Raw genomic sequence first — 25,290 nt, 5'->3', positions numbered from 1 at the left:
TATGAACCTGCGTGATTCGGTTTTGGCTGGTATTAAATCAAACCAAAAAACGGCTGTTGTTCCGGTTCCGGAATGGGGTAAAGGGCTGGAAATTACAGTTCGTGAGCTGTCGCTGCGCGAGCGAGATAAGGTTCAGGAAGTAACCGACGAAAAAGGCGGTGCATACAGCCTGGTGTCCCCTGTGGTAATGGGCTGCCTCGATGATGAAGGCGGTCAGTTATTTCAGGAGTCTGATGTAGAAACTCTGATGGATAATGGCGTAGGACCAATCGAACGCCTTTATGATGAAATCATGGTGCTGTCAGGTGTTGAACTGAAGAAAGTCGATGGTGATTCCGAAGCGGTAAAGCCTTCAGAGAAAACCCCAGACTCTGGCACGACTTCCGACTGATGCACCAGCTCGGCATTCGTACTCATGCCGAGTTAACAGATATACCAGCATTCGATTATGACTGCTGGCGTTATTTCTTTTCGGTTGAGCCAGCCGGATTTGTTGCTGAAAACTGGCGTGCGGGCGTGATGACAGCGTCCTTATTCAACGCAACCCTGCAGTTAAAGGGCGGTGATGGGTTAACGCCGTATGATTTATATCCAGACCCACATAAAGCACTGGAACCTCTCAGGCCGGTAAGTGCTTCAGCGTTTAAAAAACACTTATCAAACGTCAAAAAGACAATGGCATAGCCTATGGGCATCAAAGCTAAAATTGCATCGCTGGTTGTTAGTCTCCATGCGAATTCAGCCACGTTTAATAACGAGCTGAAGAAAAGCAAAAAAGAGACTCACCAGTGGGCGAAAGAAGTAAAAGGCTATGCCAAGGTTGGCGCCGGGGCGATTGCTGCCAGTGCGGTCGCTGCAGCTGGTGGGCTAACGGTACTCACAAATCGCGCCTTCGATAATATCGATGCGCTGGCAAAGCATTCCGACAAAATCGGCTCTACCACCAAGGCGCTCGCAGGATTACGACACCAGGGCGAACTGAATGGCGTTGCTCAGCGTGCTTTAGACGTAGGCCTGCAACGCTCTACGCGTCGGATTTCGGAAGCTGCGAAAGGAACCAGTGTCGCATCGGCTGCACTGGCAGAGCTGGGGTTAAATGCCCAGGAATTAAACAAGCTGTCACCCGATCAGCAGTTTTACAGAATTGCTGATGCCATGGAAGGTATCGAGAATCAAACTGACAAGGTTCGCCTTGGCTTTAAATTGTTTGACTCCGAAGGTGTTGGCCTTATCAACGCCATGCGTGGTGGCTCTGAAGAACTGGCCAAAGCCGCTCGTGAAGCAGAACAGCTGGGCGTTGCTGTGAATCGTGTTGATGCGGCTAAAATCGAAGCTGCGAACGATGCCAGCTACAAAGCAGGCATGGCAATGCAGGGCTTGGGTAACACCATAGCCATTAAAGTAGCGCCATTAATCACCATATTAAAAACAGAATTTGTGGAAGCTGCGAAAGAGAATAACGGCTTTCGTGACCAGGTGAATGCTGGCATGAAAATCGTTGTCAAAGCGGTTGGCTTTGCAGGAAACGCAGTGCGCGGGATGCAACTGGTCTGGAAGGGGGCTCAGCTGTTAGTTGCTACCTTTACAGCAACTACGCTTCAGAATCTCGAAACAATTGCCCAGAAGGTGGTGAGTGTTGCCAATATTCTGCCAGGCATTAACGTTAAGTTAGACGAAAACTCCGGTATTTCTGGCCTGGCGAAAGCCAGTGCGGCTCATGTCGCAGTGCTGAAAGAAGAATTGCACGAACTAGCCATGAAAAAGCTGCCATCGGAAGGCGTTCAGGAATGGTTTGACGAAGTTCAGGCCAAGGCTGAAGCGGCTGGTAAGCAGATTGCAGCGGCAAACAAACCCACGGTGGCTTCAGCCTCAATAGAAAGCGTTGATTTTTCAACTGGCAGCGAGGCGGAAAAAGTCGCGGCTGAATTAAATCGCGGTAACGAACACTTTATTGCTGCTTACGAACGCCGCCAGGAAATTATCGATAATGCTCTGGCAGCTAAGCAGGTTAGCGAAGAGCGTCATTTCGAAATAAGCAAATCCAACTGGACTAAATACCAGCAAGCAATTGCTGACTCTGAAGCCCAAACCCGCGCTGCAAATATAGCGGGCGGTAAAACCTTCTTCGCCAATCTGGCCACCTTAACGAAAGCGGGTAGCAGTCGATTGGCAAAAATAGGCCGCGCAGCGGCGCGTATAAATATTGCCATTAGCACCAGCGAAGCCGCGATGAGTTCTTACAAGTGGGCGGCTTCTTGGGGTGGCCCTGCCGCAGGCGCCCTCGCTGCCTCCGCTGCTGTTGCTGCTGGCCTTGTTCGAATGCGCGAGCTGAACAAAGGGACTATCTCTCAGGGCGGGTCCGGCGGTGGTCTATCTGGTCAGACTACCTTCGATCAGGCGCTCCCTAACTCTGCCGCAACCATTTCCAGTGTCCCTGACTCTGCACTTCGCCGCACGCAGGAGAATCGCCCGCACATCGAGAACTATTACGCTCAGGGCGCCATTCAGGCCATCGATACGCAAAGTTTTGATGATCGCATCCGCGATAGTCGCCAGGCTGTTGCAGAGGCCACTGAAGAGCATTTACAAGAATACGGTCACAGCCTGACAGGATCATGATGGAATACCCAAAAGAACCGGGCGCAAAGTCTATTTCGATTCGGCTTATATCAGATATTACGGTGAACGATGTAAAATCAGGCCGGTCGCAGGCAATTGAAAGCGGCCCTGATAAGTTAGCTGTAACAGTCTCGTATAATCAGGGAACGTTTGATGAAACGGGCGCTGCAGGCGGTTACGAATTGCAGGCGCTTTGGTCCTTTCTTGCTCGGTGTCGCGGTCAGTTTAATGCGTTCAATTTTCTGGTTGATCAAGTTTTCAAAGATGCTGGCGGCCACGGTGGTTCTGGAGTGGTTGAGGTAACGGTAAATAGTGGTTTTGAAGTTAAATTAGCTTCACTGCCAGCGGCTAAAACTATTCTTAAAGCGGGAAACCTGATTCAGTTTGGAAATTCGCCACGCGCATATATCTTGGCTCAGGATTTAAAAACCAGTGCAGCCGGAAAGGCAACAGCGAAACTCGTTAGCCCGCTAATCATGCCGTTACCGGCCAATACCTCAGCAATCACTGAGCAAATAAAACTCCGCATGCGCCTCGATAGCAATACCGCCGCATTAACTCTATCTCCCGGCCGTATCCACTCCATAAAATCTGTTGGTCTCATAGAAGTAATCGAATAATGAGAAATTTACCCGAAGCCGTCACTCAGCTATTGGCGAGCGGTCAGGTCGTGCTTGCCGTTCTAATAGAGTTTCAACTTGATCAGCCATTATATATCAGTGCCAATGGCCGTTACTTCGAACATTCAGGGAAAAATTATATTCCCGGATTAGTTAAAAATATCCCGAGTATCAAGTCTGATTTTTCTCTTTCCGCTAACTCAATGTCGCTTGTGTTTTCGGATTGTGATGACGAACTCCTGGGTGTAATGCGTAATAACGGACATTACGACAAAAAAATCGATATTCACCTGGCCATCATTAATCCGACTGATTACTCCTTAGCGCACGTAATCCCCAGTATTTACCGTGGTTATTGTCACGATATGAAGCCCAGTGAAAATGGCAGTTTGGCAGTGGTTTTTAAGAATCATATGCACAAGTTTAACCGTAAATCTAATCGTAAAACGAATACTGCGAGTCAAAGCAGAAAATACCCTAATGATCATATCTTTGATGAATTAGCTGGCTCCGGCGCGGGGGGATCATGAGTTTACTGAAAACAGGTTTTAACCAGCTTATTGAAGATGGTAACGAGCAGCCAAAAAGCGATGCTTCGCTCCCGTTAGAAACCAATGCTATTCCGGTGATATATGGGCGCCCAGGTTGGCAAACAGCCTTGCCGGTTAAAATAGGTTATCGCAATCGTGCTGCTGCAGAGTCTTTAAACGTCGTGTATGTCGTATCTGAAGGGGTTCAGCGTATTCCTGACGCTATAACCATGTCAGGTTATTTGGATGCATACTCGGATAAATATAAGAATGGCGATATAGCAAAAAACCTTGCTTCGATATCTGAAAAAGCTACTGGTGACTCCGAGGACGGATATGGTTTTAAATTGGCCAAATCCGGTAAATATTACCATGGTTTTCCTGCGGGCTGGAGATTCAGTAAAGACGATGAGTATTACTCTGAAGGTCAGGCACTGGCATTGTTGCGCCTCGAGTTTAATATCCGCGACTCGCATAAGTATACTTCCGGGAATCTTCCTGAAGTTCAGTATTTACCGAATGGCCAGATGCTGCATGATCCGCGTATCGAATGGAATTCTGACAGAAATTATTTGATTCCCACTGATGACGGGCGCGGTCCCGGAAATACTCTTGCTGGGTGGCCAGACTATATCAACCACTCTATCAGTCACCAGGTGCCGCGCTCCCATCTTGGTGGCGTCCTGAAAGGGTGGTCGTCAGAAAACCATCAATTCTACAAAGAGATTAGTGCTGATCGAGTCGGTGCTGGCTTTCGTGTTTGTGGTTATGGATACGATGGTACACCAGATGAAACAGAGCTTGGCGACACTCCTGATAATAATCCGGCGTTGGTAATCATTGACTATTTAACGGCAGATTATGGTGCGGGTATTCCCGTATCAGATATAAACCTGCCTTCCATTATCGATGGTGCAAATTATTGCGACGCGCTGGCTCCCACGTTTGCCGGTGGACCGCAGCAGCCACAAATGTCTTGCGACATTGCTATCGATACTGGCAATTCAATTCGAGACAATCTGAGCGAGTTGTTAAAGACCTGTCGAGGTCGTTTGGCCTGGATCGATGGTCAATATCATTTGAACATTCGAAAGGCGGCCACTGCGCCAGCGTTCGCCATTACGAAAGATCAGATCAAAGAGCGAAAGTCACTCGAATATGGCGTAAAAGACAAACGTTATAATCGCGCTATAGGCACCTATGTTGAACCGCGTAACCAGTACAAACAGAGACAGGTTATTTACCCGCCTGCGGAGGCTCAGCAGTTTAAGGACTGGGTCGAGTCTGATGGGGGAGTAAACGAGAAAGAGATCAATTTGGTAGGCTGTGCCGATATCTATCGTGCGGCTGACTTGCTGAGTTCAATCGTTAAAGAATCTCGTGCAGGAATCAAGGCCACTTATGTTTGCACGCTGGAGCTTCTGGCCGTTACCGTCGGTGATGTTGTAACCGTCACTGACGACAAATTCGATCAGATGCGGTTCTGGGTAGAAAGCGCTGAAATTGATTTAAAAAATGGCTTGGTATTGCTGGGCCTGTTAGAGCATGTCGATTCTGCATATGACCACCTGACGCATGGTCATGAGCTGCCAGCTGCCGGTACAGAGCTGTTGCCAGATAGCCGCGTAGTAAGTTCTGTTACCGGTTTGACGTTCTCAGCGGGCAGTTTCAATACGAATAAATCGGGCGTTTTAAGCTGGACCGCACCAGAAGATGCCCGAATTACCGGGTATTTGGTTGAGGTCGTAAAGAGTGGATCATCTGAACCTGTTTTTTCTGCGCCGGTAAACGGAACAGCAATACAAATTCCCTATCTGACACCGGCTGACTATATTGCCCGAGTGGTAAGCGTCACCGATGTAACAAGGAGTAGGCCCGCTTCAGTGTCGTTCAGTCATGACGTACCTGAACTGCCTGCCGTTACTGGGCTAACGTTGCTGGCGCCATTTTCGGGGCGCTCTGCTGAGCTGCAATGGAATGACATTGCACTCGATGCTTTCGACAAATATCGGGTTCGCGTCCTTGATCCTGAAAATAGGGCAGAAATATATCGCGCCACTGCCTCTCAGCCGCGCTTTGAATATGGCTATGAAACCAATCTGAAAGTTGGCCTACGTCGGCGCTTTGTCGTGGAAGTAGCCGCAATTTCGATTTCTGAAGCCCTGAGCCAGCCCGCTGAAATAACCGTCGAAAATCTGAAACCGGTGGCGCCGACGCTTTCTGTGACTGCCGAGGTTAACAGTGTGTCCGCTGTGTGGGTAAACAATCAAGCGCCGGACATTGTGGGGACCCGACTTGGTTGGAAAAAATCGGGTGGTTCCTGGGCTTATGTCGATATGGAGCGAAGCGCAACGCAGTATCAGTTTGAAAATTTGGATAGCGATGCAGATTATGACTTCCGGATTCTATCTCGTGATGCGTTCGGCTCCGGAGAGTGGAGCGGTGTTAGAACTGTTTCGACCAAATCGCCATTAAAGCCCAGCTCCTTTCGTGTGACGCCCGGAGTAAATGAAGCGAGTCTGGTATTGACTGCGCCAGTCGGTTACCAAGGTATAACAATTTGGTACGGGAATGATGCCAATGCTGCAGGTGATCCGATCTACTCCGGGTCTGATACCAGCATCAAATTACCGGGCCTGCAGTCTGGTGCCAGTTACCGTATTTACTACAAAGCGTTCGATGCTAAAAGGCGATTGGGTGAGCTGGTCGGCCCGCTGAGCTTTACCACGCAGCGCCTGCTGCCTTCTGACGTTTCAGGCTTAAGCCCCTGGGCAACCAAAACCGACCCTATCGACAAGTCCTGGATATCGGACAAGCTGGCCGGGGATGCGATACCGTCGGAAAAAATCGAGAATTTAATTGCGGCTAAATTAACTTCCGGCCTGATCACCGCAACCATCGGCATTCAGTCCGGGGGCAGTATTGAAACCATTAATAACGGTTTCAAAACCGGTATTGGTGTGTATGAGGCAGACGGGGTTATATACACCTTTATCAGTGCCGATTCTTCCGGGAATATTAAAACCGGCATCACCGCCGATGGTGTTCTGAAAGCCACCGGGGCAGAGATTGCTGGCAAGGTAACCATCGGAGCCGGTTCTACAGGCTACGCCGCAATTTTGGATAAACCCGCCACTCTGGCCGACATTAACGCGCAAGAGGCTGAAGGTCTTAAAACGCAAACCGCCGTCATTCTGATTAACCAGGAGATTAAAAACGGCGCCCTGCATGGCAATAATGGGGAAGCGGTTATCTGTGCCACCAATACCGCTGGCACCCCTGACATTACGCGTGATGGCACCATTCAATTGGGCGGGCAAGCGTTGGCAATCCCACGCAGCCCTGCGGTGGGGGTTCAATGGACCATAAACACGAACCGAGCAGCACGGGGTTGGATTGTTTGGAACCGGTCTAGTACGGAATTTCTCGGTTACCAGGGCAAGCCAGCCAACGTTGTTTTTGCGGTGTTCTCTGATCAGGGTTGGAAATACGATAACAACACAGACTGGATTGAATTCGAGCCAAACGAGGAGATGTGGATCATTGGCGAAATGACCTGTTCCCAGGGCGATAAAATCCAATCCGCCGAGATTTACCGCGAGGCCAAGCCCATTGCGCGGGTGTCTGAAATCGGCGCCACTCGTAACACCGGCGCACTGGCTGATCGTGACGACGTGGACTGGAGCAATGACGTTAAGGGGAGTAACAAACCGGCAGACAACGCCACCCGTAACACCGGCGCACTGGCTGATAAAGATACTGTCGATTGGGCAGATGACGTAAAAGAAAAGCCCCAATTTACGGGCTTTTATGATGCGTTTAACGGCGATATTGGCCGTTGGCAAAATTACCAAGGCAGCGGCGAATTCAGCGTGCAAAGCGGTGATGGTGCAGGTGGCAAAATACTGACCATTGGCAACAACGACGGTGACGATCAGCGGCGGCTGATACACCAGGAGATCATCCCGTTTAACCCTGAAAGCTTGTATCGTGTTAGGTGCCGTATTCGTCGCACCGCAGGTGATGCCAAGTGCTTTATCGGTTTGGCTGGCGTTAATGAAAATGGTGGTTTCGTTAATACTCACGGCTTGCCTGAGTTCAACGTTCAACATTATTTTGCGGCCGCTAATCGTGAGCCGAACGACTGGGAAGTATTCACCGGATATTTAAAAGGCTACGCGCCAGTAGGTGAAAAGGCGATAACCCACAACCGCGACGAGATAAGCGCGCCCGGTACTCTGCACGCTGACTGCGTTGGAATCAGGCCGTTTATTCTTGTCAATGCTTCGGGTAAATCAGGCACTTACGAAGTCGATTATTTTTCTGTTGATGTGATCCCGGACGATATGCTCTGGAGCAGTATCGGTGGCGATAACAAACCGGCAGATAATGCGACCCGGAACACTGGCGCCCTGGCTGATAAAGATTCCCTAACCGCCGACGAAGTGGGCGCCGATCCGGCAGGCGCTGCTGATACCGCACGCCTGGCGTCGTTTAAAGATGATTTTGATCGATACGACGGGGATGTTGTGCCTGATGGTGTTATACACCGCATACCCATTCGCAATAACACCAGCAGCGTAAAACAGTGGCATAAAATCGCAGAATGGAAGACAACGACCGTTCATGGTGCGCTGTCGATTGCGGGCAGTATTCGTTCTGGCAAGTCTGGCCGTTACCAATACCAATACCATTTTAATATTAGCTTGGTGGCTAATAATCCAATCACGTCAGTATCAAGAAATTTCACAACCCAGGGTTCTACTGGCGACCGTTCGTTACGGGTTTATTATGAAGTGGTTAATGATGAATTAACCGTCAATATATACAGTTTTATTCCTGCGGCCTGGAATGGTTTGTATATCTCTGCTGATGTTTATTACCGCAGTGGAGTACTGAAACTGTGGCAACGCGAACAGCCGCTGGGGCAAGAGTTTACCCCGAGTGGAAACCTTGTTGATGTAATTGAAAATCGCGGCGTTACCGACAACGCCGACGTTACCGATTATCAGCAGATTGATGACAATATCGCAGCAGCGGCCATTCAGGTAAGCAACGCGCTTTCTAAAACAAATTGGACGTATTCTGGCAGCTGGCATATCGACAGCAAAGCCGATGCTTTCGAGTTCGTTTTTAGTCAGATACCACAATTATACAAACCGTATTTACGTCTGGCGATTCTGCAGAATGATCTGGAAAGTAATATCGATATTTCCTTAAACGATCATAAATTTACGGCAGCAAATGGGCCTGATGCAAAAACTGAATGGCTGGTTTTTGATGTTCCGGACGACCATATAAAAACAACCAGCGATAACGTTATTAAAATTGGCCACAACGGAACCGGCCCGGATGACTGGGGTTATATTTACCAGGTTAAGTTGCTGGTCGATCAGAAAAAAATGGCACTCGACGGTGTTTCATGGAGTGATATCGATAGTCGCCCCGGAAGCCTGGCCGAGCTGGATAGTACCGCCAGTGATAAGCTAAGCGGCATTGCAGACAACGCCACCCGTAACACTGGTGCCCTGGCTGATAAAGATTCCCTAACCGCCGATGAAGTGGGCGCCGATCCGGCTGGCTCTGCCGAGGCCGCCAGAATCGCGGGGCTATCGGATGACCTGGACCGCTTCGACGGCACTCAGGTGCCCACCTACACGTTAAACCGCATCCCTTTTCGGGTGAATACGACCAGCATTAGCCAATGGTACAAAATGGCAGAATGGCGCAGCTCTGGACCTAACCAGGCTTTATCGATTACCGGTTCCGCTCGTTTTGGCGGTTCTACCCGATATCAGTACCAATGCCATTTTAATTTAAGCGTTATCACTGGTGGGGCTGCAAACAGTGTTGCCGCCGCGCGTTTTGAAACTCAAGGGAATACCGGCCTTTATTTGCGAGCCTACTACGAAGAAACCGCAACAGAAACAATCGTTACGCTGTACGGCGTCATTACCGGCATGTGGCGGGGCGTGTATCTATCTGCAGAGGTGCAGGCGCGGGGAGGCAGGTTATTGGCCTGGCAGCGTGAGAACCCGTTAGGCCAGTCGTATGCGGCGGCAGGTACTCAAATTGTGCGCAGGGAAAACCGGGGCGTTGTTGATAATGCCGACCCAACAAAAACCGTTATTGATGGCGGGCTGGTCACCACCGGCGGGGTGCAGTTAGATGGCGATAACGCGTTTATCAAGGCAGCGAAGGCAAACGCCGACGACTTAACCGCAGGGGTGTGGCTTGGTCTGGTTGGTGGCAAGCCGGAAGTGCATATCGGGGATGCCATCAGCAGTTTGCGCTATACCACCCAGACTGGCCTGGCGGTAAAAGGCCGTGTAGAGATTACAGGAGGCAGCGGATATGCCGCGCTGGAAGATAGCCCGAACAACTTACAGGATTTGGACAGTTCAGCCAGTACAAAACTGGGTGGAATTGCTGCAAATGCCACTCGTAACACTGGTGCATTGGCTGATCGTAACGACGTGGACTGGACCACTCACGTAAAGGGCAACAATAGACCGGCAGATAATGCCACTCGTAACACTGGTGCATTGGCTGATCGTAACGACGTGGACTGGACCACTCACGTAAAGGGCAACAATAGACCGGCAGATAATGCCACCCGCAACACTGGTGCATTAGCTGATCGTAACGACGTGGACTGGACCACCCACGTAAAGGGCAACAATAGACCGGCAGATAATGCCACCCGTAACACTGGTGCGCTGGCAAATCAGAATACGGTGGTATGGGGTAATCAGATTGCGGGGCGCCCAGCAGACGAGGATCTGCTGAACTACCGCTCACAGGGAGGCGTTACCCGTATCGCGGCGCCCGGAGGCGCCACTTTTTCCATAAATAGCTTTCAGGTTGGCGCAATCAAAATCCAGCTACCCCAGGGTTTTACGAATACGATGCTGAAATTTGTGGTTGATGTTTTTAACTACCGCAGCGGCGAGTCGTTTTCGGTCGAAATAGCCGGTTATAACTATGGTGCCGGCGGCGGTGTCTGGGTTCATTGTAGCAGCAAGGTTAGTGGTACTAAGTCTGTTCCAGTCAGGTTTGGCCATGAAGGTGGTAAATGCTGCGTCTGGCTGGGGAATACCGACACCACCTGGCGATATCCAAAAGTGATGGTTAGAGATTTTGTCGCCGGTCACACCAATTATGGCGCCGCTAACTGGAAATCAGGCTGGGTTTTGTCGCTGGTAACCAGTCTGGGAACTTCTCAGATTCACCACACCGCGAACTTGGGCGGGGCTGATTGGGATAATGTGTCAGGCGCTAATCGACCGGCAGACAATGCCACCCGTAACACCGGCGCTCTGGCTGATCGTGACGACGTGGACTGGAACACCCACGTAACGGGCGCTAATCGACCGGCAAGTAATGCAGACGTTACCAAAACCGTAATTGATGGCGGGCTGGTCACCACTGGCGGTTTGCACTTGCAGGGCGGTAATGCGTATTTACGCGCCGGGAAACTCAGCCAAGCTGATACCAGCTCCGGAATCTGGCTGGGTATGGTGGCGAGTGTGCCGAAAATGAACATTGGTAATGCAACGGAGTACCTGCAGTTTGATGGCGTAAACCTGAAGCTGAAAACACCGGACCTTGATCTGATCGCAGGGGTGGCGACATTTAAAGGCAATCTGAATGCCGCGAATGATTCTTTTAGAGTGGCCCGTCAGTCACATTCCACGATTACCACGCCGAACGGCACATCGAGGGCAATTGCCGTCATTGAAACCAGTTTAGACAATACGGCGGGTATTATTGCTTATTCGCGCGAACAGTACGGCGGCTATTTTGAGAGCTACAACGGCGACGGCGTGCGGGGCATATCAATGAATAACGACGGCGGGAAGTTTACCAGCTCTGACGTAAGGCGAACCGGTGTTACTGCAGAAAACAAGGACGGTGGCGTCGGTTTGCTTGTCGAGTCAAACGGGGCATATAAACCCCAGGTGGTTATCAATCCGGCCCAATTAAGTAGTAGATTGCCGCCGGTGGTTCCGGGTGGTCTAACTTGTGACCATAAACACTGGTATGGCGCCGTCAAGGGCAACAACGGTGTATGGAAGTGGCGCCGATTTACAACCGGTTCAAGTTCAACATTTCACGACGGCGGGTCATCCCGCAGAACGAGCGATTAATAGGAGATATTCATGTCTGACGTAGAAACAAACGAAGCCGCAGAGGTGGCGCCGGTGGCTGCGGAGCCGTCGTTAATGCAGCAGCTGGAAGCAAAAATACAGGCCGCTGACGCTCAATACCGCGAACTGTGCGTTCAGGAAGTGGCGCTTGAGCATAACCTTAAAGCCGTGAAGAAAGAGCGCCGCGCATGCGCCCAGAAGCTTTCCGCGTACCGAGAAGCCGCAGATATGATACCGCCGCCGACAGCCATTTCCGATGCTTAGTGATAGATGTAGTTTTAACTATTCAGGTGATATAATTGCCAATAGTTACAATAAACGGTCATTACAGGAGGTAATTATGAAGCCGGTTGTACTTTTTCTTTCCCTTTCTTTGGCGGCGTGTGGCGCCGATTCCAATTCTAACCAAGGCACAACAGCTGCTGATGTTACGCAAAAGCAGGGCGTGATCAGCGCTTACTCTGCCGACCTGAATGTGGCCGGTGTAGTGGCCTATTCCCATTTGAGTTACGCCGGTTATTTTGAGTCGAGCGGCGGCGACGGTGTGCGCGGTGTATCGATTAATAACGACGGCGGCAAGTTCAGCACGCAATCGCGGCACCACGGCGCGGTACGGGTTGAGAATAGCCGTGGGCCTCAAATTGTTTTTAGCGGAGAGATGACCAACGCGTTACCACTGGACGCCCCCCAGGGATCGTTAATGGTAGTCAAAAACGGTGACCGAATGCGCCTGGCGTTTTCGCCGGAGGCGGGCGAATGGGAGTATGTGACAGATTAGTCCTGCAGACTAAAAAACAGCGCCCGAAGCGCCGCCCGGCGTTTCGGTGAAAGGTTTGACAGCAAATTAGCGTCCATAAGGTCGGCGGGCGTTAAGTGGTTTGTACCATCCTGCCCGCTTGCATGCCCATGCAGAATAAAATCACTCGACCATTCCATAGTTTTCGTCATTGCTATCAGCAAATCCATACTGAAACTATCGCCACTTCGTATCCTTGAAATCCTCGTTTCTGAGCATTTCCACATAGTAGCTAACTGCTTTGGTTCCTTACCGGATTGGCGTATCAGTGCGTCAATCCTTTGTCCGCGCGCCTTACAACTGCGGCTCATGATTAGAAAAATAGCTAATTTTGCGTCTGGCGCAAAAGAAACTTTGATAATTGCGTGTGACGAAAATGTCTTTATCAATTACCTGTTATTATGGTTTTTGTTAGCAACAAATAGGCGCTATATGTCTATGGTGGGGTACGCCACACATAATCGGATGCCTGGCAGCCGTCGGCTTCTTGGTGCTAATTGCACGAACTTAAGTAAATATTGTAGACAATGGAGAACTGGAACGATGTCTATTTTGAACCTCGGAGGTGTTTGTCTAGGTCAGTTTGACGATTCTAGAAGGCGAAAATATGCTCTCAGAAGCTGCGATTTGCAGCGGGAATTGTTGCCGTTAAGGAGTCAACCACATGAATGATTCGATGCAGAATGATCAGCCTACTTTAGAGGAGGACGCTATCTATTCTATTGATCTGGTAGTTGAATTCCTGCCTGGGCACAGGATTCAAACACAGGGATCAGTTGAATTTAGTTGCAGCGATGTGGCCAGCGCTTCACTGGCTCACGTTCAGAAAACATACCCTTCCGCGCAATTAAGAAAGAACACATTCATAGACCCTACTACCGAGATGCGGAACCATTTTAAGGTTGTAGAGCAGCGCACGGAGCAGTTGAGAAAATCAGCGCTATAAGTCGCCTAAACGAGAGTGCCGGATTCAAGAAGTGCCGGCACAATATGATTGAAGTTCTTTAAGCTTGAGCGCTTCCTAGCACCTCAAATTTTCCGAATATCCAGTAGTTGGGAGCTGTCAAACCCCTTGTTTTAAAAGAAATTTGATACGGAAAAATGAAGGTAAGATATTGAAATAAAAGCCATTTTTTACTGTATGGGGTGCAGGTGGTCGGAGGTTCAAATCCTCTCATCCCGACCAATCCCCGCCCGTAGCTCAGCTGGATAGAGCGTCGCCCTCCGGAGGCGAAGGTCAGAGGTTCGAATCCTCTCGGGCGGGCCATTAGATATTTCCCCTCGGCCCCTGTTATCCGGGCAAAATCTCAACGTAACGCATTTCAGGTTCTTCCCTGATCCACAAGCTCGGACATCTTACCGGCTTGTGTGCAGCATCAGCGATTTTCCAAACGGTTAAAATCTAATAACCCAGCATTTAAAGGATCCTGTTTAAAAAACGCGTTGTGCACCTGATCACTGTGGTGCCAGAAGCTGCTATTGGTTCTCCTTACGCCGTAATAGTCAACGAAACGGCGATAGTCCTCTTCATCTTCCATTGTCCTGAGATCAGCGACAAAATCAGGGAGACGAAATGCTGAAACGCGATACATCGCCCCCGGGTAAGAACCGAGAACGCCTGGCACCAGAGTCAGGTAATCTTCCTCGAACAGACGGTTATCATCTTCGGTGAGAAGACCATTAATATTACTGTGCCCACTATTTCGGATAATACTGAAGAGTTGCTGCTGACCGAGATAACCATCTACCATGAGCAGCGACATTTCCGGCATCAAATTGGCCGTTATTCCACGTACATTATTGATCGAAGAGACGATGCTTAATTGTTCTGGTTGGAGTTGCTGCTGCAGAGAGTATTTTTCGTCCAGGGCCGCCCCCAGACGCCGTTTTAATTGCTCAAATAATTCGGCTTTCGGATTATCCGTGGTGTAGTGAATATCCGGGTCTCGAATCATCTGTTTTCCGTGGGTAACCAGAAATTCTTTCACTTCTTCACTGGTATCGCGGTACCAATAATCAGCCAGTTCAATGCGATGTTTCTGTGGCAATAATGCCAGGAAATTGAACTCACCCTCCATTCTCAGAAAATCCATATAGAGTCGGGTTAATAATTGATGGCCAATATTTCCATACACATCAAACTCGGCCACTAACAGGTAATGAATACGTTCGAGTAACGGATAGGTAATCACCCAGGCTGTTTTTGGGTTTTGGCCAGCTAATCCTTTTACAACGGTTGAGCTGTCAAAATGTCGGAATACGGTCAGAGCGGCATTGGGATTTCGTTTTTCACCATCCCAGATCAGGCTGGTATCAAACTTGTCGGTTGGCTCGGAATACTTCTTCAGAATTTCGCGCTTGGCTTTCAGATACTGGCCTTGTAGATAGCTGTACTTTAACCAGTTGGTGACAATGCCAGAATTGCTTTCAGCTTCACCGGGCAGGCGCAGATTACTACTTTGTTGATCCAGAAACTCAGCGACGTATTCGTCGTCTTCGTTAGATGGGTCACTGAAAAATACCCAAAAGTGATCGTCGATCACGTTCAGTGCTACCTGTCCGCGACATACTGGTCCTTTGATGTAACCCATAATGGTGTATTGGGCTTCCTGCAGCATAAAGCGATAGCGCGAACCTACAGGTAAATCACGAAAAGCAATAAATGGGTTCGCTGCGACGTGAGTGTCGTAACCTGGTAGCTCTTTGACGGTGTAGTCTGGATCGATAAAGAGTGCGGTCAACCAGTCCATACGCGCCTGATTTAAGCGATAGGGCATATGATTTTTAGCGACGATGCTGGCCGGATTTAATTGTAAGCGATAATAAACCCGCTTTACTGCGGGGTCGTCATACGGACGGCGAGTCGCAATCGGTTTAATCGGCAAGCCGGGTGGGGTCGCTGAACGTACTAATTTAAAGAAAAATTCTGGTCGATGAACCGGTTCCGCTTTGGTGAATAATGGCACGTCAGAGAAATATAAATTTCCCAGATACCAGTGTTCATAAATATAGCGGCTGGCGAGCTGCTGCTTCAACGAGTTCTGATTGAGATATTGTTCCCATTGGTCACGCTGTTCAGCGATCGCAATGGGCAATTCTGCTGGTAGTGACATGGGTGCCCCATTTTTGATCCAGTCAGACAAGGTATTGTGTTCGTTTTCGTTGAGTGCCGGAAGTGCATAAGGCATTCCCCATAACGGATGTTGTTGGGCGAACTCATTAAAGTCCTGTCTTGTTGCACATTGCTGTTCCCGATCGAGACCAAGAGTGATGTCATCGCTGAGCAGGGAGCTATCATCGTCGCTGGCGTCAGGATACGCCTGTTTCAGTGCCAGCATCTGATACATTACAGAGTTCTGACTATTAATGGCTGCTGTCTGGCTGCGTTCATTGAGGATGGTATGAAAACCACGCCCTCGCCATTGCTCTGTAGACGTGGCATCAATGCCCAGGCGATTGGGTGTTGAGGCAAGAATACGTGTGCCGTTATAAACCAGCTCGGGGTTTGCTCCACGCATGATGCCCTCTGGTGAGTTCAACTTCAGCTGACAAGGTGCATCGTAGCAGCCATGGCAAACGACACAGCGATTTTCCAGGATGGGTTTAACCTGTTGGTTAAAGTGCTGAGCATTGGCATTGTCTGCCGGTAGGCGGCGGTCGGTGATGAATGTTTTGCCATACAGTGCATCAAGGTCTTCCGATAAGATAGCGACGCTGCTGCAACTGGCAAGAAAGATAATGAGCAGTATCAGACGCACATTATGCAGTGATTTGGCAACCCGTGACCATATTGATAGAAACATAAAAAAACTCCGCCATACAGTCGTTGATTTTAACAGTTTATCAACGCTGAGCAGAGTTCAAAAAAGTAAAATAAAATCCTATCAGTGCAACACTCAGGTAAATCGTGAACAACGGCGGTGCAGGGAATGGATTTGGCATTTGGGCGTTAAACACATTGGGTGTTTCAATGCCCGGATAATGTCAGCAGTCAGAGCCGTCAATGCGCTGAAGCAGCTGGACCAAACGCTGATCGGGAATCTCTTTAATATAATCGTTCATATACAGCAGAGTCTGTTGTCTGACCTTACTGAAATGAAATTTCAGGTAGGCTTCAAGAGGCAGCGGCAGTAGCAAAGGTGCTGTATTAATAACAAGCCGGTATATCAGTGGCCGTAACACCGGAGTGACTATAATGCCGGCGATTGTCTGCTGCCATCGTTGTGATAAGCGTGTGGGTAAAAAGAAGCGTTGTGCGCGCGTCAGCTCTGTGAGTAATGCCGGGTTTCGAGATAAACGTTTTAAGTCCCAGTCGGCAGCCTCCAGAGCGCACAAAAACGTCATTAAAAATGCTGACGGTACTTTTGAGTCTGCAATGGCAGAGTGGCTGACCCTGGCCTTGATCTGGCTGTTGCGAAATAGTGCAGTTAACTGCTGAGCGAGACACTCGGTATTGCTAGAAATCGGCATTGCAAGGGGGGGTAAATAATAAGCGATTCCATTTTTCGCGGGTTGCTGACTGCGTTGAGGGTTACGATGGTCTATCAACGGTGTCTGATAGGCAATCAGGCTGATCAGTCCCTCGGCGAGCGGTACACCTGGTAAATGATCGGACAGAATCGCAAAATCTTCGGTACTGGGTTGCAGCATCAGTACCGGAGTTTTCTGATTGCAGCAGCGTTTAATTTGCGCGAACGGTAAATTTCGCAGGGCTGTCGATGGAATACTGAGAATAATTACATCGAAATCATGATGAGTATGATCTGGCCAATCGGTTAGGAGTTTGTAATCCCTGAAAACGATCGGTGTTTCCAGACTTTTGTCCTGGTTCAGATGATATAAGGTCATCCCCTGAGACAGCTCGGCCTGATATTTCTCTTTAATGAGAAACGTAACCTGGTGGCCTTGCTGCTGAAAATGACAGCCATATACCTGACCTACTGCACCTGCGCCAACAATCAGAATGTTCATGTAAAAATCGATACCCTTGAGTCAGGTTATACGGTACCAAATATGGCACTTATGGAAAGGGAATCGGCAGACAGATGAGTGGGCAATTGCGCAGTATAAGCGGCTTAAATTGCCCGGTGTGAAGCGTGCCCGCAGTCAGGGGTCAGGCGTAATCGTAAGGACCGCCTTTTTCCAGTGCTGTTTTATAGCTGGGTAATGCATGGATCTGGTCAACGTAACGAGCGACATGAGGAAATGCCTCGCGGGTTGCGCCTCTTGTGAGTGCCGCTTCCAGTGGGAAAATCATCTGATAATCTGCGGCAGTCTTGTGCTCACCGCATAACCACTGTTTATCCGCAAGATGGTTATTGATATACCCCAGATGCTTCTGCATGTTTGGACCGGCATAGGCTGCCATTGCTTTATCTGCGATAGTGCGAGCAATCGGTTTGATAAAGAATGGCATGGGTGCGGTTCGTACTTTTTCAAACATTAATGCGATCAACAGCAGTGGCATTAATGATCCTTCAGCATAATGTAACCAGTATTGGCTTTGCCATTTGGTATCGCTCTCTGTGCTTTGCGGAAGCTCGGTAGCACCGTAGGTTTGCATCAGGTAATCAATAATCAGACCGGATTCCGCAATGGTTTGCTCGCCATCGGTGATGACCGGTGATTTGCCAAGCGGGTGAACAGCTTCCAGTGCTTTGGGGGCGAGTGATGTTTTTTCATCACGTTGATAGTGTTTTATCTGGTAGTCGACGCCAAGCTCTTCCAGCAACCAGATAATACGCTGCGAACGAGAGTTGTTCAGATGGTGCAAGGTGATCATAGATTATCCCCAAAGTGATGATGTGTTCTTTATGTTACCGGGAGGGAAGGCAAGTTCCGAGAGGGAAAATGGGTCAAGATGGAAGTGGTCAGTGTCAGATTTCCAACAACCGCAGATGTAACTCCCGTATTGCATTTCTTTATTGGGTCACATCTGCAGTTTATGACGATTATTTTATTGGTGACGGAATACGATGAGTCATAGCGTAAAGCAGCGGCACAATCCCCAACGTGAGTACAGTCGCGAATCCCAAACCAAAGCAAATGACAACCGCCATCGCACTGAAGAAGGGATCGACCAAGAGCGGTAACAGACCAAGAATTGTGGTGAGCGCTGCCATGGTAACCGGGCGCAAGCGACTGATGGAGGCATCAAAAACTGCGTCATATGGCACTTTTCCTTCGGCGATTTCGAGACGAATCTGATCGACCAAAACAATACCATTTTTGACGATCATACCGGATAAGCTCAGGAAGCCAAGTAAGGCCATAAAACCGAACTCGGCTCCCAGTATCAGCATGCCCGCGGTTACACCAATAATTGCTAACGGTACACAAGCCCAGATAACCAACGCACTGCGTAATTCGTTAAATAACAGCACGGTAATAATAAACATAATCAGATAGCCTAAGGGCAGAGAGGCGAATACGCTGCTTTCAGCATCTTTTGATGCTTCGTATTCACCGCCCCAACTGAGTTCATAACCTGGTGGTAAAGGTATCGCTTCGATCTGAGGCGCAACGCGTTTAAATAACGCATTTGCAGTGAGACCGGAGCCAAGTTCCGGGTCAGCATAGACCTGAATCGTCCGTTTTCGATCGCGGCGGGCAATAATCGGATCGTCAAACACCAGATCAAAACGCTCAACAATTTGCTGAATCGGAATGTAGCGATTAAATATCGGGCTCCAGATTTGTAAGTCCATCAAGCTGTCGATATTGAGTCGTTCCACCGCTGGTGGGCGCAGAATAATAGGTTTTAATTTAGTACCTTCCCGGTAAAGACCAACCGTTTTTCCGGCGACACTCATCTGCAACAAATCATCGAGATCCTGTCGGGAAATTCCGGCGCGACGCGCGTTATCCTCAATAAATAAGGGTCGTATTACTTTCTCACGTTGTCGCCAGTTATGTCGAACGTTGTCGCTGTCTGGATCATTTAACAGAATTACCTTTGCCTGTTCTGCCAGTTGACGTAACTGTGCCTGATCCGGGCCGGAAAAGCGTGCTTCAATTTTAGCATTCGTTCCCGGACCAATCTGCAGACGCTTAAATTTAACAAAAGCATTCGGCATGTGGCGTTGCGTCCAGACTCGTGCATCATCAATTAATGCAGGGATTTGTTCCCTTTTCTCAGTTCGAATCATTACCTGAGCATAGGCGTAATATTGTCTCTCCGGTGCATAGGTCAGCATAAATCGCAACTCTCCCTGACCAACCGTTGATGAAGTAAATTCAACGCCTGTTTTATCATGGAAGTATTGTTCCAGAGATAATGCCTGTTGTTGGGTAGCATGAATATCACTGCCTTGCGGCAGCCAGATATCAACCAGAAACATGGGTGTATTGGATGGAGGAAAAAAGCTCTGCTTAACAAAACCAAAGCCATAAATCGCAATCACTAAAGCAACCACCATGCTGATCATGGTTGTTACACGATTGTGCAGAAAGGAGCTCAGCGCATGGCGATAGACGTCATACAACCAACCCTGGTAAGGCCGGGTACTATTTTGTCGATCTGCATCCCGTGATTCTTGTTTGGCAAACATCAGATTGCATAAAAAGGGGGTGATCGATAGCGCTGTGAACCAGCTGAGCATGAGAGAGATCAGCAGTACATAAAATAATGAACCGACAAATTCGCCAGTAGAATCTGGTGATAAGCCAATGGGGGCAAATGCGGTAACTGCAATTATGGTTGCACCTAATAATGGCCATTGTGTTTGTTTGACGATAGCCGTAGCGGCCTGTAAACGGCTTTGACCTTTTTGCAGCCCCACCATAATTCCCTCGGTAATAACCAGCGCGTTATCGACCAACATTCCCAGCGCAATGATCAATGCTCCCAATGAAATCCGGTGCAATTCTATGTCAAAAAATTTCATGGCTATAAAGGTTCCGAGAATGGTCAGCAACAGCACGGAACCAATAATTATTCCGGCTTTTGCACCCATAAAAACAAACAGTACAGCAATCACAATGATGACCGAAATCAGTAGGTTGAGAACAAACCCTGTTGACGATGCATCCACTTCGGCTGGCTGGTCGTAGAGAGTATGTAACTGAATACCCAGGGGACGATTCTGATCCAGGAAATTCAGTTTCTGACGCAGAGCTTTTCCAACTTCAACAACGTTTACACCGCGGTTAAACGCTATTCCCATGTGCAATGACCGAGCACCTTTAAAATTCGTCAGATGATCCGGAACATCAGCAACGCCCTCTGAGATGGTGGCAATATCTTTTAAATAGATCAGCTTTTCCGAACCGGGCTTACTGACTAATAGCTCCCCCATTTCCTGGGTGGAAGAAAATTCTCCGGTCGGATGGATGCGAATGTATTCACCCGCATAGCGAATATGCCCGGCGTCCTGAACGACGTTCTGAGTCGTCAACAAACTGTACAAACGGGACACTGGAATACCGAGATTGGCCATCCGCTCGCGTGAAATATCGATAAATACCTGTTCTGCCTGTGCTCCGGCAATATTCACTTTTGCAATACCTTCCACGGTGACCAGCTCACGTTTGAGATAATCGGCGTAGTCACTCATTTCCTGGTAGCTGTAGTCATCGCCGGTAATTGCCAGCAAGACACCAAATACATCGCCAAAATCGTCAAATACGATGGGAGGGTTAACACCGGGTGGCAACTGGGCTTGCTTGTCACGAACTTTACGACGTAACTCATCCCATATTTGCGGTAACTCATTGGAGTTATAAGTGGGTTTTATCACCAGGTGGATCTGCGAAACGCCCGCTTTGGAGATGGAGTTAACATGGTCTATGTAAGGTAATGACTGAATTGCATTCTCCAGAGGAGCGGTGACCTCTTCTTCTACCTGGAGTGCATTTGCACCAGGGTAATAACTGAAGACCATGGCTTCCTTAATGGTAAATTGCGGGTCTTCTAAACGTCCGAGCCCCAGGTAGGAAACCAGACCGCCGACAAGCAAAATCAAAATTAACATCCAGCTGGTGGTGCCATTCTGAATAAAGTACCCGGCAGTGTTGTTACTGTGCTTCATTTTACAGGCCTCGCTCTTGCACCCAGGGCCGGACATGCATCCCTTCGTGCGCCTGATGAACACCCGCGGCGAGAATCTGCTCACCCGGCTGCAGACCTTTGCGAACTTCGACGCCGCGTTGTGTCAATTCGCCAACTTCGATCTGGCGCTGGCTCAGCGTCATATCAGAATTAACGATCCAGACGCTGGAAACACTGCTGCCTGCTGTTTGTTGCTCATTCTGGTATACGGAAGACGCAGGAATCAGCATCTGGGTATGTCGGCTGCTGAGTACCCGGTTGAGATCGACATGCACACTGGCTGACATCCCAGGCAATAAATTCAGTGACGTCGGTCGCGACAGTGTGAGTGTCACGGTATAGCTGCCGGTTGCCCGGTCAGCTTGTGCATTGTGTTCTTTGTAGCTGGCAAGGAATCGTTCCCCTGGTAAGGCTTCAAACTCGACTTCGGGTTGATAATTAACGGTATTGCGTTCTCCCCGGGAATTGACAATTTGTGCCATCAGATTTTCGGGTAGCTGTAACTGAACCTCTAGCTGATCCTGAACCTGCAGCATAATGACAGCCTGGCCCGCACGAACGGACTGGTGGTTGTCTATGTATACTTCGCCAATAACACCCGAAAAAGGCGCCTTCAGTTGCGTGTCCGCTAAATCCAGACGGGCCGCCTCTAAAGCGGCCTTGGCAATTTCCTGCTCAGCTTTTGCCTGATCAAATTGTGCTTGTGAGACTTGTTGCTGATTAAAAAGATCTTTCGTTCGCTGAAACTGAGAGGTTGCCAATACGAAGCGGGCTTTTCGATCATCCACCAGAACTTGATAGTTAACCGGATCAAGTCGGGCAAGAACCTGTCCGCGGCGAACGGACTCACCAGCACGCACCGGAAGTTTGAGTAATTCACCAGAGACACGAAACGCCAGAGCGGATTGCTCTGCTGCCTGAACCTGCGCCGGGAACTTACGTAATAACACGTCGTTAGCCTGGGGTACCTGATAAATCTTTACGGGGCGTATATTGGCCTCGGCTGTTATCTGTTCCGGTTCGGAACAAGCTATTAAACCGAGTAACACGGGAATAAGCAGAAGACGCATGACGGGATCCTGTTGGCTGGAAAGCGCTGATACTCCACTATTGTAGGCGAAGTTAGCGAGGTAGGATCAGCCCCAAAATACATAACCTAATGTTCTGAAAATTGAGTTAATGACTGGGTAGACATTTGACACCAGTGTTTGTGGCTTGCTTGATTGAGGTTAGGGATCAGCCAATCACTCGCAGCTTTCCAGTATCAGATAGATGTTGACCGGTTGAGCTTTCATTTCACTCAACCAAACGGCCTTCTATGTCAATCGGGTTGTTGCCAACCCGAGTACTGGCTATCCTCCGGGATGATTAACGCCGTTGCTGGACATTATTCTGTCCCGGTTTTCTGTGTTTGTTGGCAATTATCGAAATGATCAGAGAAAAATTCACGAATTTCTTCCGCGCGGTTCATTCCATCGTTAAAACCCAAGTCGATCAGATGCTGGCAAAATCCCTGGGAAAACAGTAAATAGCTGAGAATGCCAGCGCCATTGCGACTGGTATTACCGCTACCACCCAAAGCCAGTTTGAGCGCCCGTGGAATTTCGGCAGCGTGCTCGCCAGCGATATCATCAATGGATTGGCTGGGGTTGATTTCCAATAAATCGATTTTCTTCAGCTCGATCCCTTCTTGTTTACGGATTTTTTCGGGAATTTTGTCCACCGTGCGATTAATCCGGCGCAAACGCTCAACATCAGATTCAATGCTGTCGAGAAATGCTGCATTGAGCATGTGTCCCATAATTTTTGCCGGGGTAGGGTAGACGCCTCGCTGGCGGTGAAGCTTGCGCCTGTGAGCAATACCACTAACACCAATCACCATTATTTTTTCAGCCCCCAGGTGCAGGGCGGGACTTAATGGTGCCAGTTGACGCACCGCACCATCCGCATAAAACTCTCGATTAATTTTAATCGATGGGAAGATCATCGGAATTGCTGATGATGCCATCAAATGATCGATGTTCAGTCGGGCACGTGAGCCAATTCGACGCTCCCTTTGCCAGTTGGTGATGCTGTAATGTCCCTGGAAGAAACTGACGGATTCGCCGGATTCCAGACCCGAACAGTTAATCGCAACGGCATGCAATGCTCCGTTATCAATGGCGCTTTGAATATTGTCGAAGCGGATGACTTCCAGCAGCAGTTCACGCAGAGGCGCATTATCCAACAGAGAAACCGGATCATGTTTGAAGCGTCGGCCAATCACCAGGCTACGAATCAAACGACCCAGTGTACCGGTTACCCCGCCAAAGTCGGTGCGGTATATCTTGTTGCATTCAAAATTGGCCCAGATGCGTTCGAGATGACGGATACCTATCCGGTAGTTTTCAGCGTAGCTTGCTAAAGCAATACCGTTAATTGCACCTGCAGAGGTGCCAGAGATCACATCGAAGGGATTGTAGTGTCCTCGTGGCAGGATTTTGTGAATCGCCTTCAAAACACCCACCTGATAGGCAGCGCGCGCTCCGCCACCGGAAAGAATGAGCCCTGTTTTTTGATATTGCAAAAGTTTGCCCTTTTATCGACTGCTCTCTGAATAGCATAAATAATAGTGCATAATGACGCCATTCGTGTTGGCTGGAGAGACTGATGTTTACCGGAATCGTGCAAACCAAGCTGCCTGTGGCAGAAGTGCTCAAGGCCGAAGGCCTGACCACGTTTGTATTTGAGTTTAATGACAAGTTGCTTGACGGTCTGGAAACCGGTGCGTCTGTGGCGATGAATGGTACCTGCCTGACGGTGCGATCAATCGAAGGTAATAGGGTCTGCTTTGATGCTATTGCGCAGACTCTTAAGGTCACCAATCTCGGGCAAATCGAGCCGGGTACGGTCGTTAATCTGGAACGTGCGGCAAAATATGGCGATGAAATTGGCGGTCATGTGGTATCCGGCCATGTGATGGATCAGGTTTGTGTTGTTGACGTAATTGATAGTGCAAATAATCGCGCAGTATGGATGCAGCGGCCGAAACACCTGGCGCCGTATTTGCTCGACAAAGGCTTTGTCTCGCTGAACGGTTGCAGCTTGACCATTGCCGAAGTCGAGGAAGACCGCTTCGCCGTTCATCTGATTCCGGAAACGCTGGATGTAACGGTCTTTGGTGGCATTAATACAGGCGATTCGGTCAATCTTGAAATCGACGCTCAGACCCAGGCTGTGGTGGACACTGTGCGTCGATTAATCGGCAGTATCGATAATCTGAAAGAGCTGATTACAGCGATAACAGATACTGAATAATATCTCTGGATTCGAACATCCAGTTTTCCTTGCCTGCTTCATCTGTAATCAGCAGGCAGGGAACCGTCGTACGTCCAGTGGCTTGTTGTTGCTGCTGGCGAAACGTCGGATTTTGTAACATATTACGTTTTTCTACGTTTACCTTGGCTTTTGGTAATGCCATCAGCACCCGTTGGCAAAATGGGCAGGCGTCGTAGTAATACAAAGCGTAGGTCATGGTTACTCCTGA

Annotated in this window: 17 protein-coding genes and 1 tRNA gene; 11 read left to right on the top strand and 7 right to left on the bottom strand. The window is 49.1% G+C overall.

The window, feature by feature from the left end; genetic code table 11:
- The first annotated feature begins 1 nt into the window (after nucleotide 1).
- From MK185_06570 to MK185_06525, 10 genes are all read left to right on the top strand, one after another.
- On the top strand, nucleotides 2-391 hold the full coding sequence (locus MK185_06570; protein MCH2040281.1) for a hypothetical protein: 390 nt from the start codon (nucleotides 2-4) through the stop codon (nucleotides 389-391).
- Entirely contained in the window at nucleotides 391-684 is a 294-nt protein-coding gene (locus MK185_06565; protein ID MCH2040280.1) for a hypothetical protein, read from the top strand. Before MK185_06570 ends, MK185_06565 begins: the two co-directional genes overlap by 1 nt.
- Before the next feature lie 3 nt (nucleotides 685-687).
- Nucleotides 688-2,619, top strand: a complete 1,932-nt coding sequence (locus MK185_06560; GenBank protein MCH2040279.1) for a hypothetical protein — start codon at nucleotides 688-690, stop codon at nucleotides 2,617-2,619.
- Nucleotides 2,616-3,239, top strand: coding sequence for a hypothetical protein (locus MK185_06555; GenBank protein ID MCH2040278.1), 624 nt, complete (start codon nucleotides 2,616-2,618; stop codon nucleotides 3,237-3,239). Before MK185_06560 ends, MK185_06555 begins: the two co-directional genes overlap by 4 nt.
- Nucleotides 3,239-3,769, top strand: a complete 531-nt coding sequence (locus MK185_06550) for a hypothetical protein (GenBank protein MCH2040277.1) — start codon at nucleotides 3,239-3,241, stop codon at nucleotides 3,767-3,769. Before MK185_06555 ends, MK185_06550 begins: the two co-directional genes overlap by 1 nt.
- The gene (locus MK185_06545; protein ID MCH2040276.1) at nucleotides 3,766-11,919 is read left to right on the top strand and encodes a phage tail protein; all 8,154 of its coding nucleotides are present in this window, start codon (nucleotides 3,766-3,768) and stop codon (nucleotides 11,917-11,919) included. The genes MK185_06550 and MK185_06545 overlap by 4 nt, the downstream gene beginning before the upstream one ends.
- 12 nt (nucleotides 11,920-11,931) lie before the next feature.
- Nucleotides 11,932-12,183: a hypothetical protein gene (locus MK185_06540; GenBank protein MCH2040275.1), complete on the top strand. Its 252-nt coding sequence runs from the start codon at nucleotides 11,932-11,934 to the stop codon at nucleotides 12,181-12,183.
- A 76-nt stretch (nucleotides 12,184-12,259) separates the two neighbouring features.
- The gene (locus tag MK185_06535) at nucleotides 12,260-12,697 is read left to right on the top strand and encodes a hypothetical protein (protein ID MCH2040274.1); all 438 of its coding nucleotides are present in this window, start codon (nucleotides 12,260-12,262) and stop codon (nucleotides 12,695-12,697) included.
- Nucleotides 12,698-13,379: 682 nt separating this feature from the next.
- Nucleotides 13,380-13,661, top strand: coding sequence for a hypothetical protein (locus MK185_06530; GenBank protein ID MCH2040273.1), 282 nt, complete (start codon nucleotides 13,380-13,382; stop codon nucleotides 13,659-13,661).
- A 244-nt stretch (nucleotides 13,662-13,905) separates the two neighbouring features.
- Nucleotides 13,906-13,982 (top strand) — tRNA-Arg (locus MK185_06525).
- Between the two features lie 109 nt (nucleotides 13,983-14,091).
- On the opposite strand, the gene MK185_06520 is transcribed toward MK185_06525, so the two are convergent.
- The 6 genes from MK185_06520 to MK185_06495 form a co-directional block, all read right to left on the bottom strand.
- Nucleotides 14,092-16,518 (bottom strand): fatty acid cis/trans isomerase, encoded by a 2,427-nt coding sequence (locus tag MK185_06520; protein MCH2040272.1) that lies wholly within the window; start codon nucleotides 16,516-16,518, stop codon nucleotides 14,092-14,094.
- A gap of 181 nt (nucleotides 16,519-16,699) precedes the next feature.
- On the bottom strand, nucleotides 16,700-17,686 hold the full coding sequence (locus MK185_06515; GenBank protein MCH2040271.1) for a hypothetical protein: 987 nt from the start codon (nucleotides 17,684-17,686) through the stop codon (nucleotides 16,700-16,702).
- Nucleotides 17,687-17,828: 142 nt separating this feature from the next.
- Nucleotides 17,829-18,497, bottom strand: coding sequence for a glutathione S-transferase (locus tag MK185_06510; GenBank protein MCH2040270.1), 669 nt, complete (start codon nucleotides 18,495-18,497; stop codon nucleotides 17,829-17,831).
- A gap of 169 nt (nucleotides 18,498-18,666) precedes the next feature.
- Nucleotides 18,667-21,744, bottom strand: coding sequence for an efflux RND transporter permease subunit (locus MK185_06505; GenBank protein ID MCH2040269.1), 3,078 nt, complete (start codon nucleotides 21,742-21,744; stop codon nucleotides 18,667-18,669).
- A 1-nt stretch (nucleotide 21,745) separates the two neighbouring features.
- Nucleotides 21,746-22,834, bottom strand: a complete 1,089-nt coding sequence (locus MK185_06500) for an efflux RND transporter periplasmic adaptor subunit (protein MCH2040268.1) — start codon at nucleotides 22,832-22,834, stop codon at nucleotides 21,746-21,748.
- A gap of 317 nt (nucleotides 22,835-23,151) precedes the next feature.
- Nucleotides 23,152-24,330: a patatin-like phospholipase family protein gene (locus tag MK185_06495; protein MCH2040267.1), complete on the bottom strand. Its 1,179-nt coding sequence runs from the start codon at nucleotides 24,328-24,330 to the stop codon at nucleotides 23,152-23,154.
- A gap of 83 nt (nucleotides 24,331-24,413) precedes the next feature.
- Here MK185_06495 and MK185_06490 point away from each other — a divergent pair, with 83 nt between their 5' ends.
- On the top strand, nucleotides 24,414-25,061 hold the full coding sequence (locus MK185_06490; protein MCH2040266.1) for a riboflavin synthase subunit alpha: 648 nt from the start codon (nucleotides 24,414-24,416) through the stop codon (nucleotides 25,059-25,061).
- Here MK185_06490 and MK185_06485 read toward each other — a convergent pair.
- The gene (locus MK185_06485) at nucleotides 25,036-25,278 is read right to left on the bottom strand and encodes a glutathione S-transferase N-terminal domain-containing protein (GenBank protein MCH2040265.1); all 243 of its coding nucleotides are present in this window, start codon (nucleotides 25,276-25,278) and stop codon (nucleotides 25,036-25,038) included. The genes MK185_06490 and MK185_06485 overlap by 26 nt on opposite strands.
- Nucleotides 25,279-25,290 lie beyond the last annotated feature (12 nt).

The organism is Saccharospirillaceae bacterium, from assembly GCA_022448365.1.
Classification (GTDB): Bacteria; Pseudomonadota; Gammaproteobacteria; order Pseudomonadales; family Oceanobacteraceae; genus Bacterioplanoides.
This window is presented reverse-complemented; position numbering and strand designations above follow the sequence as displayed.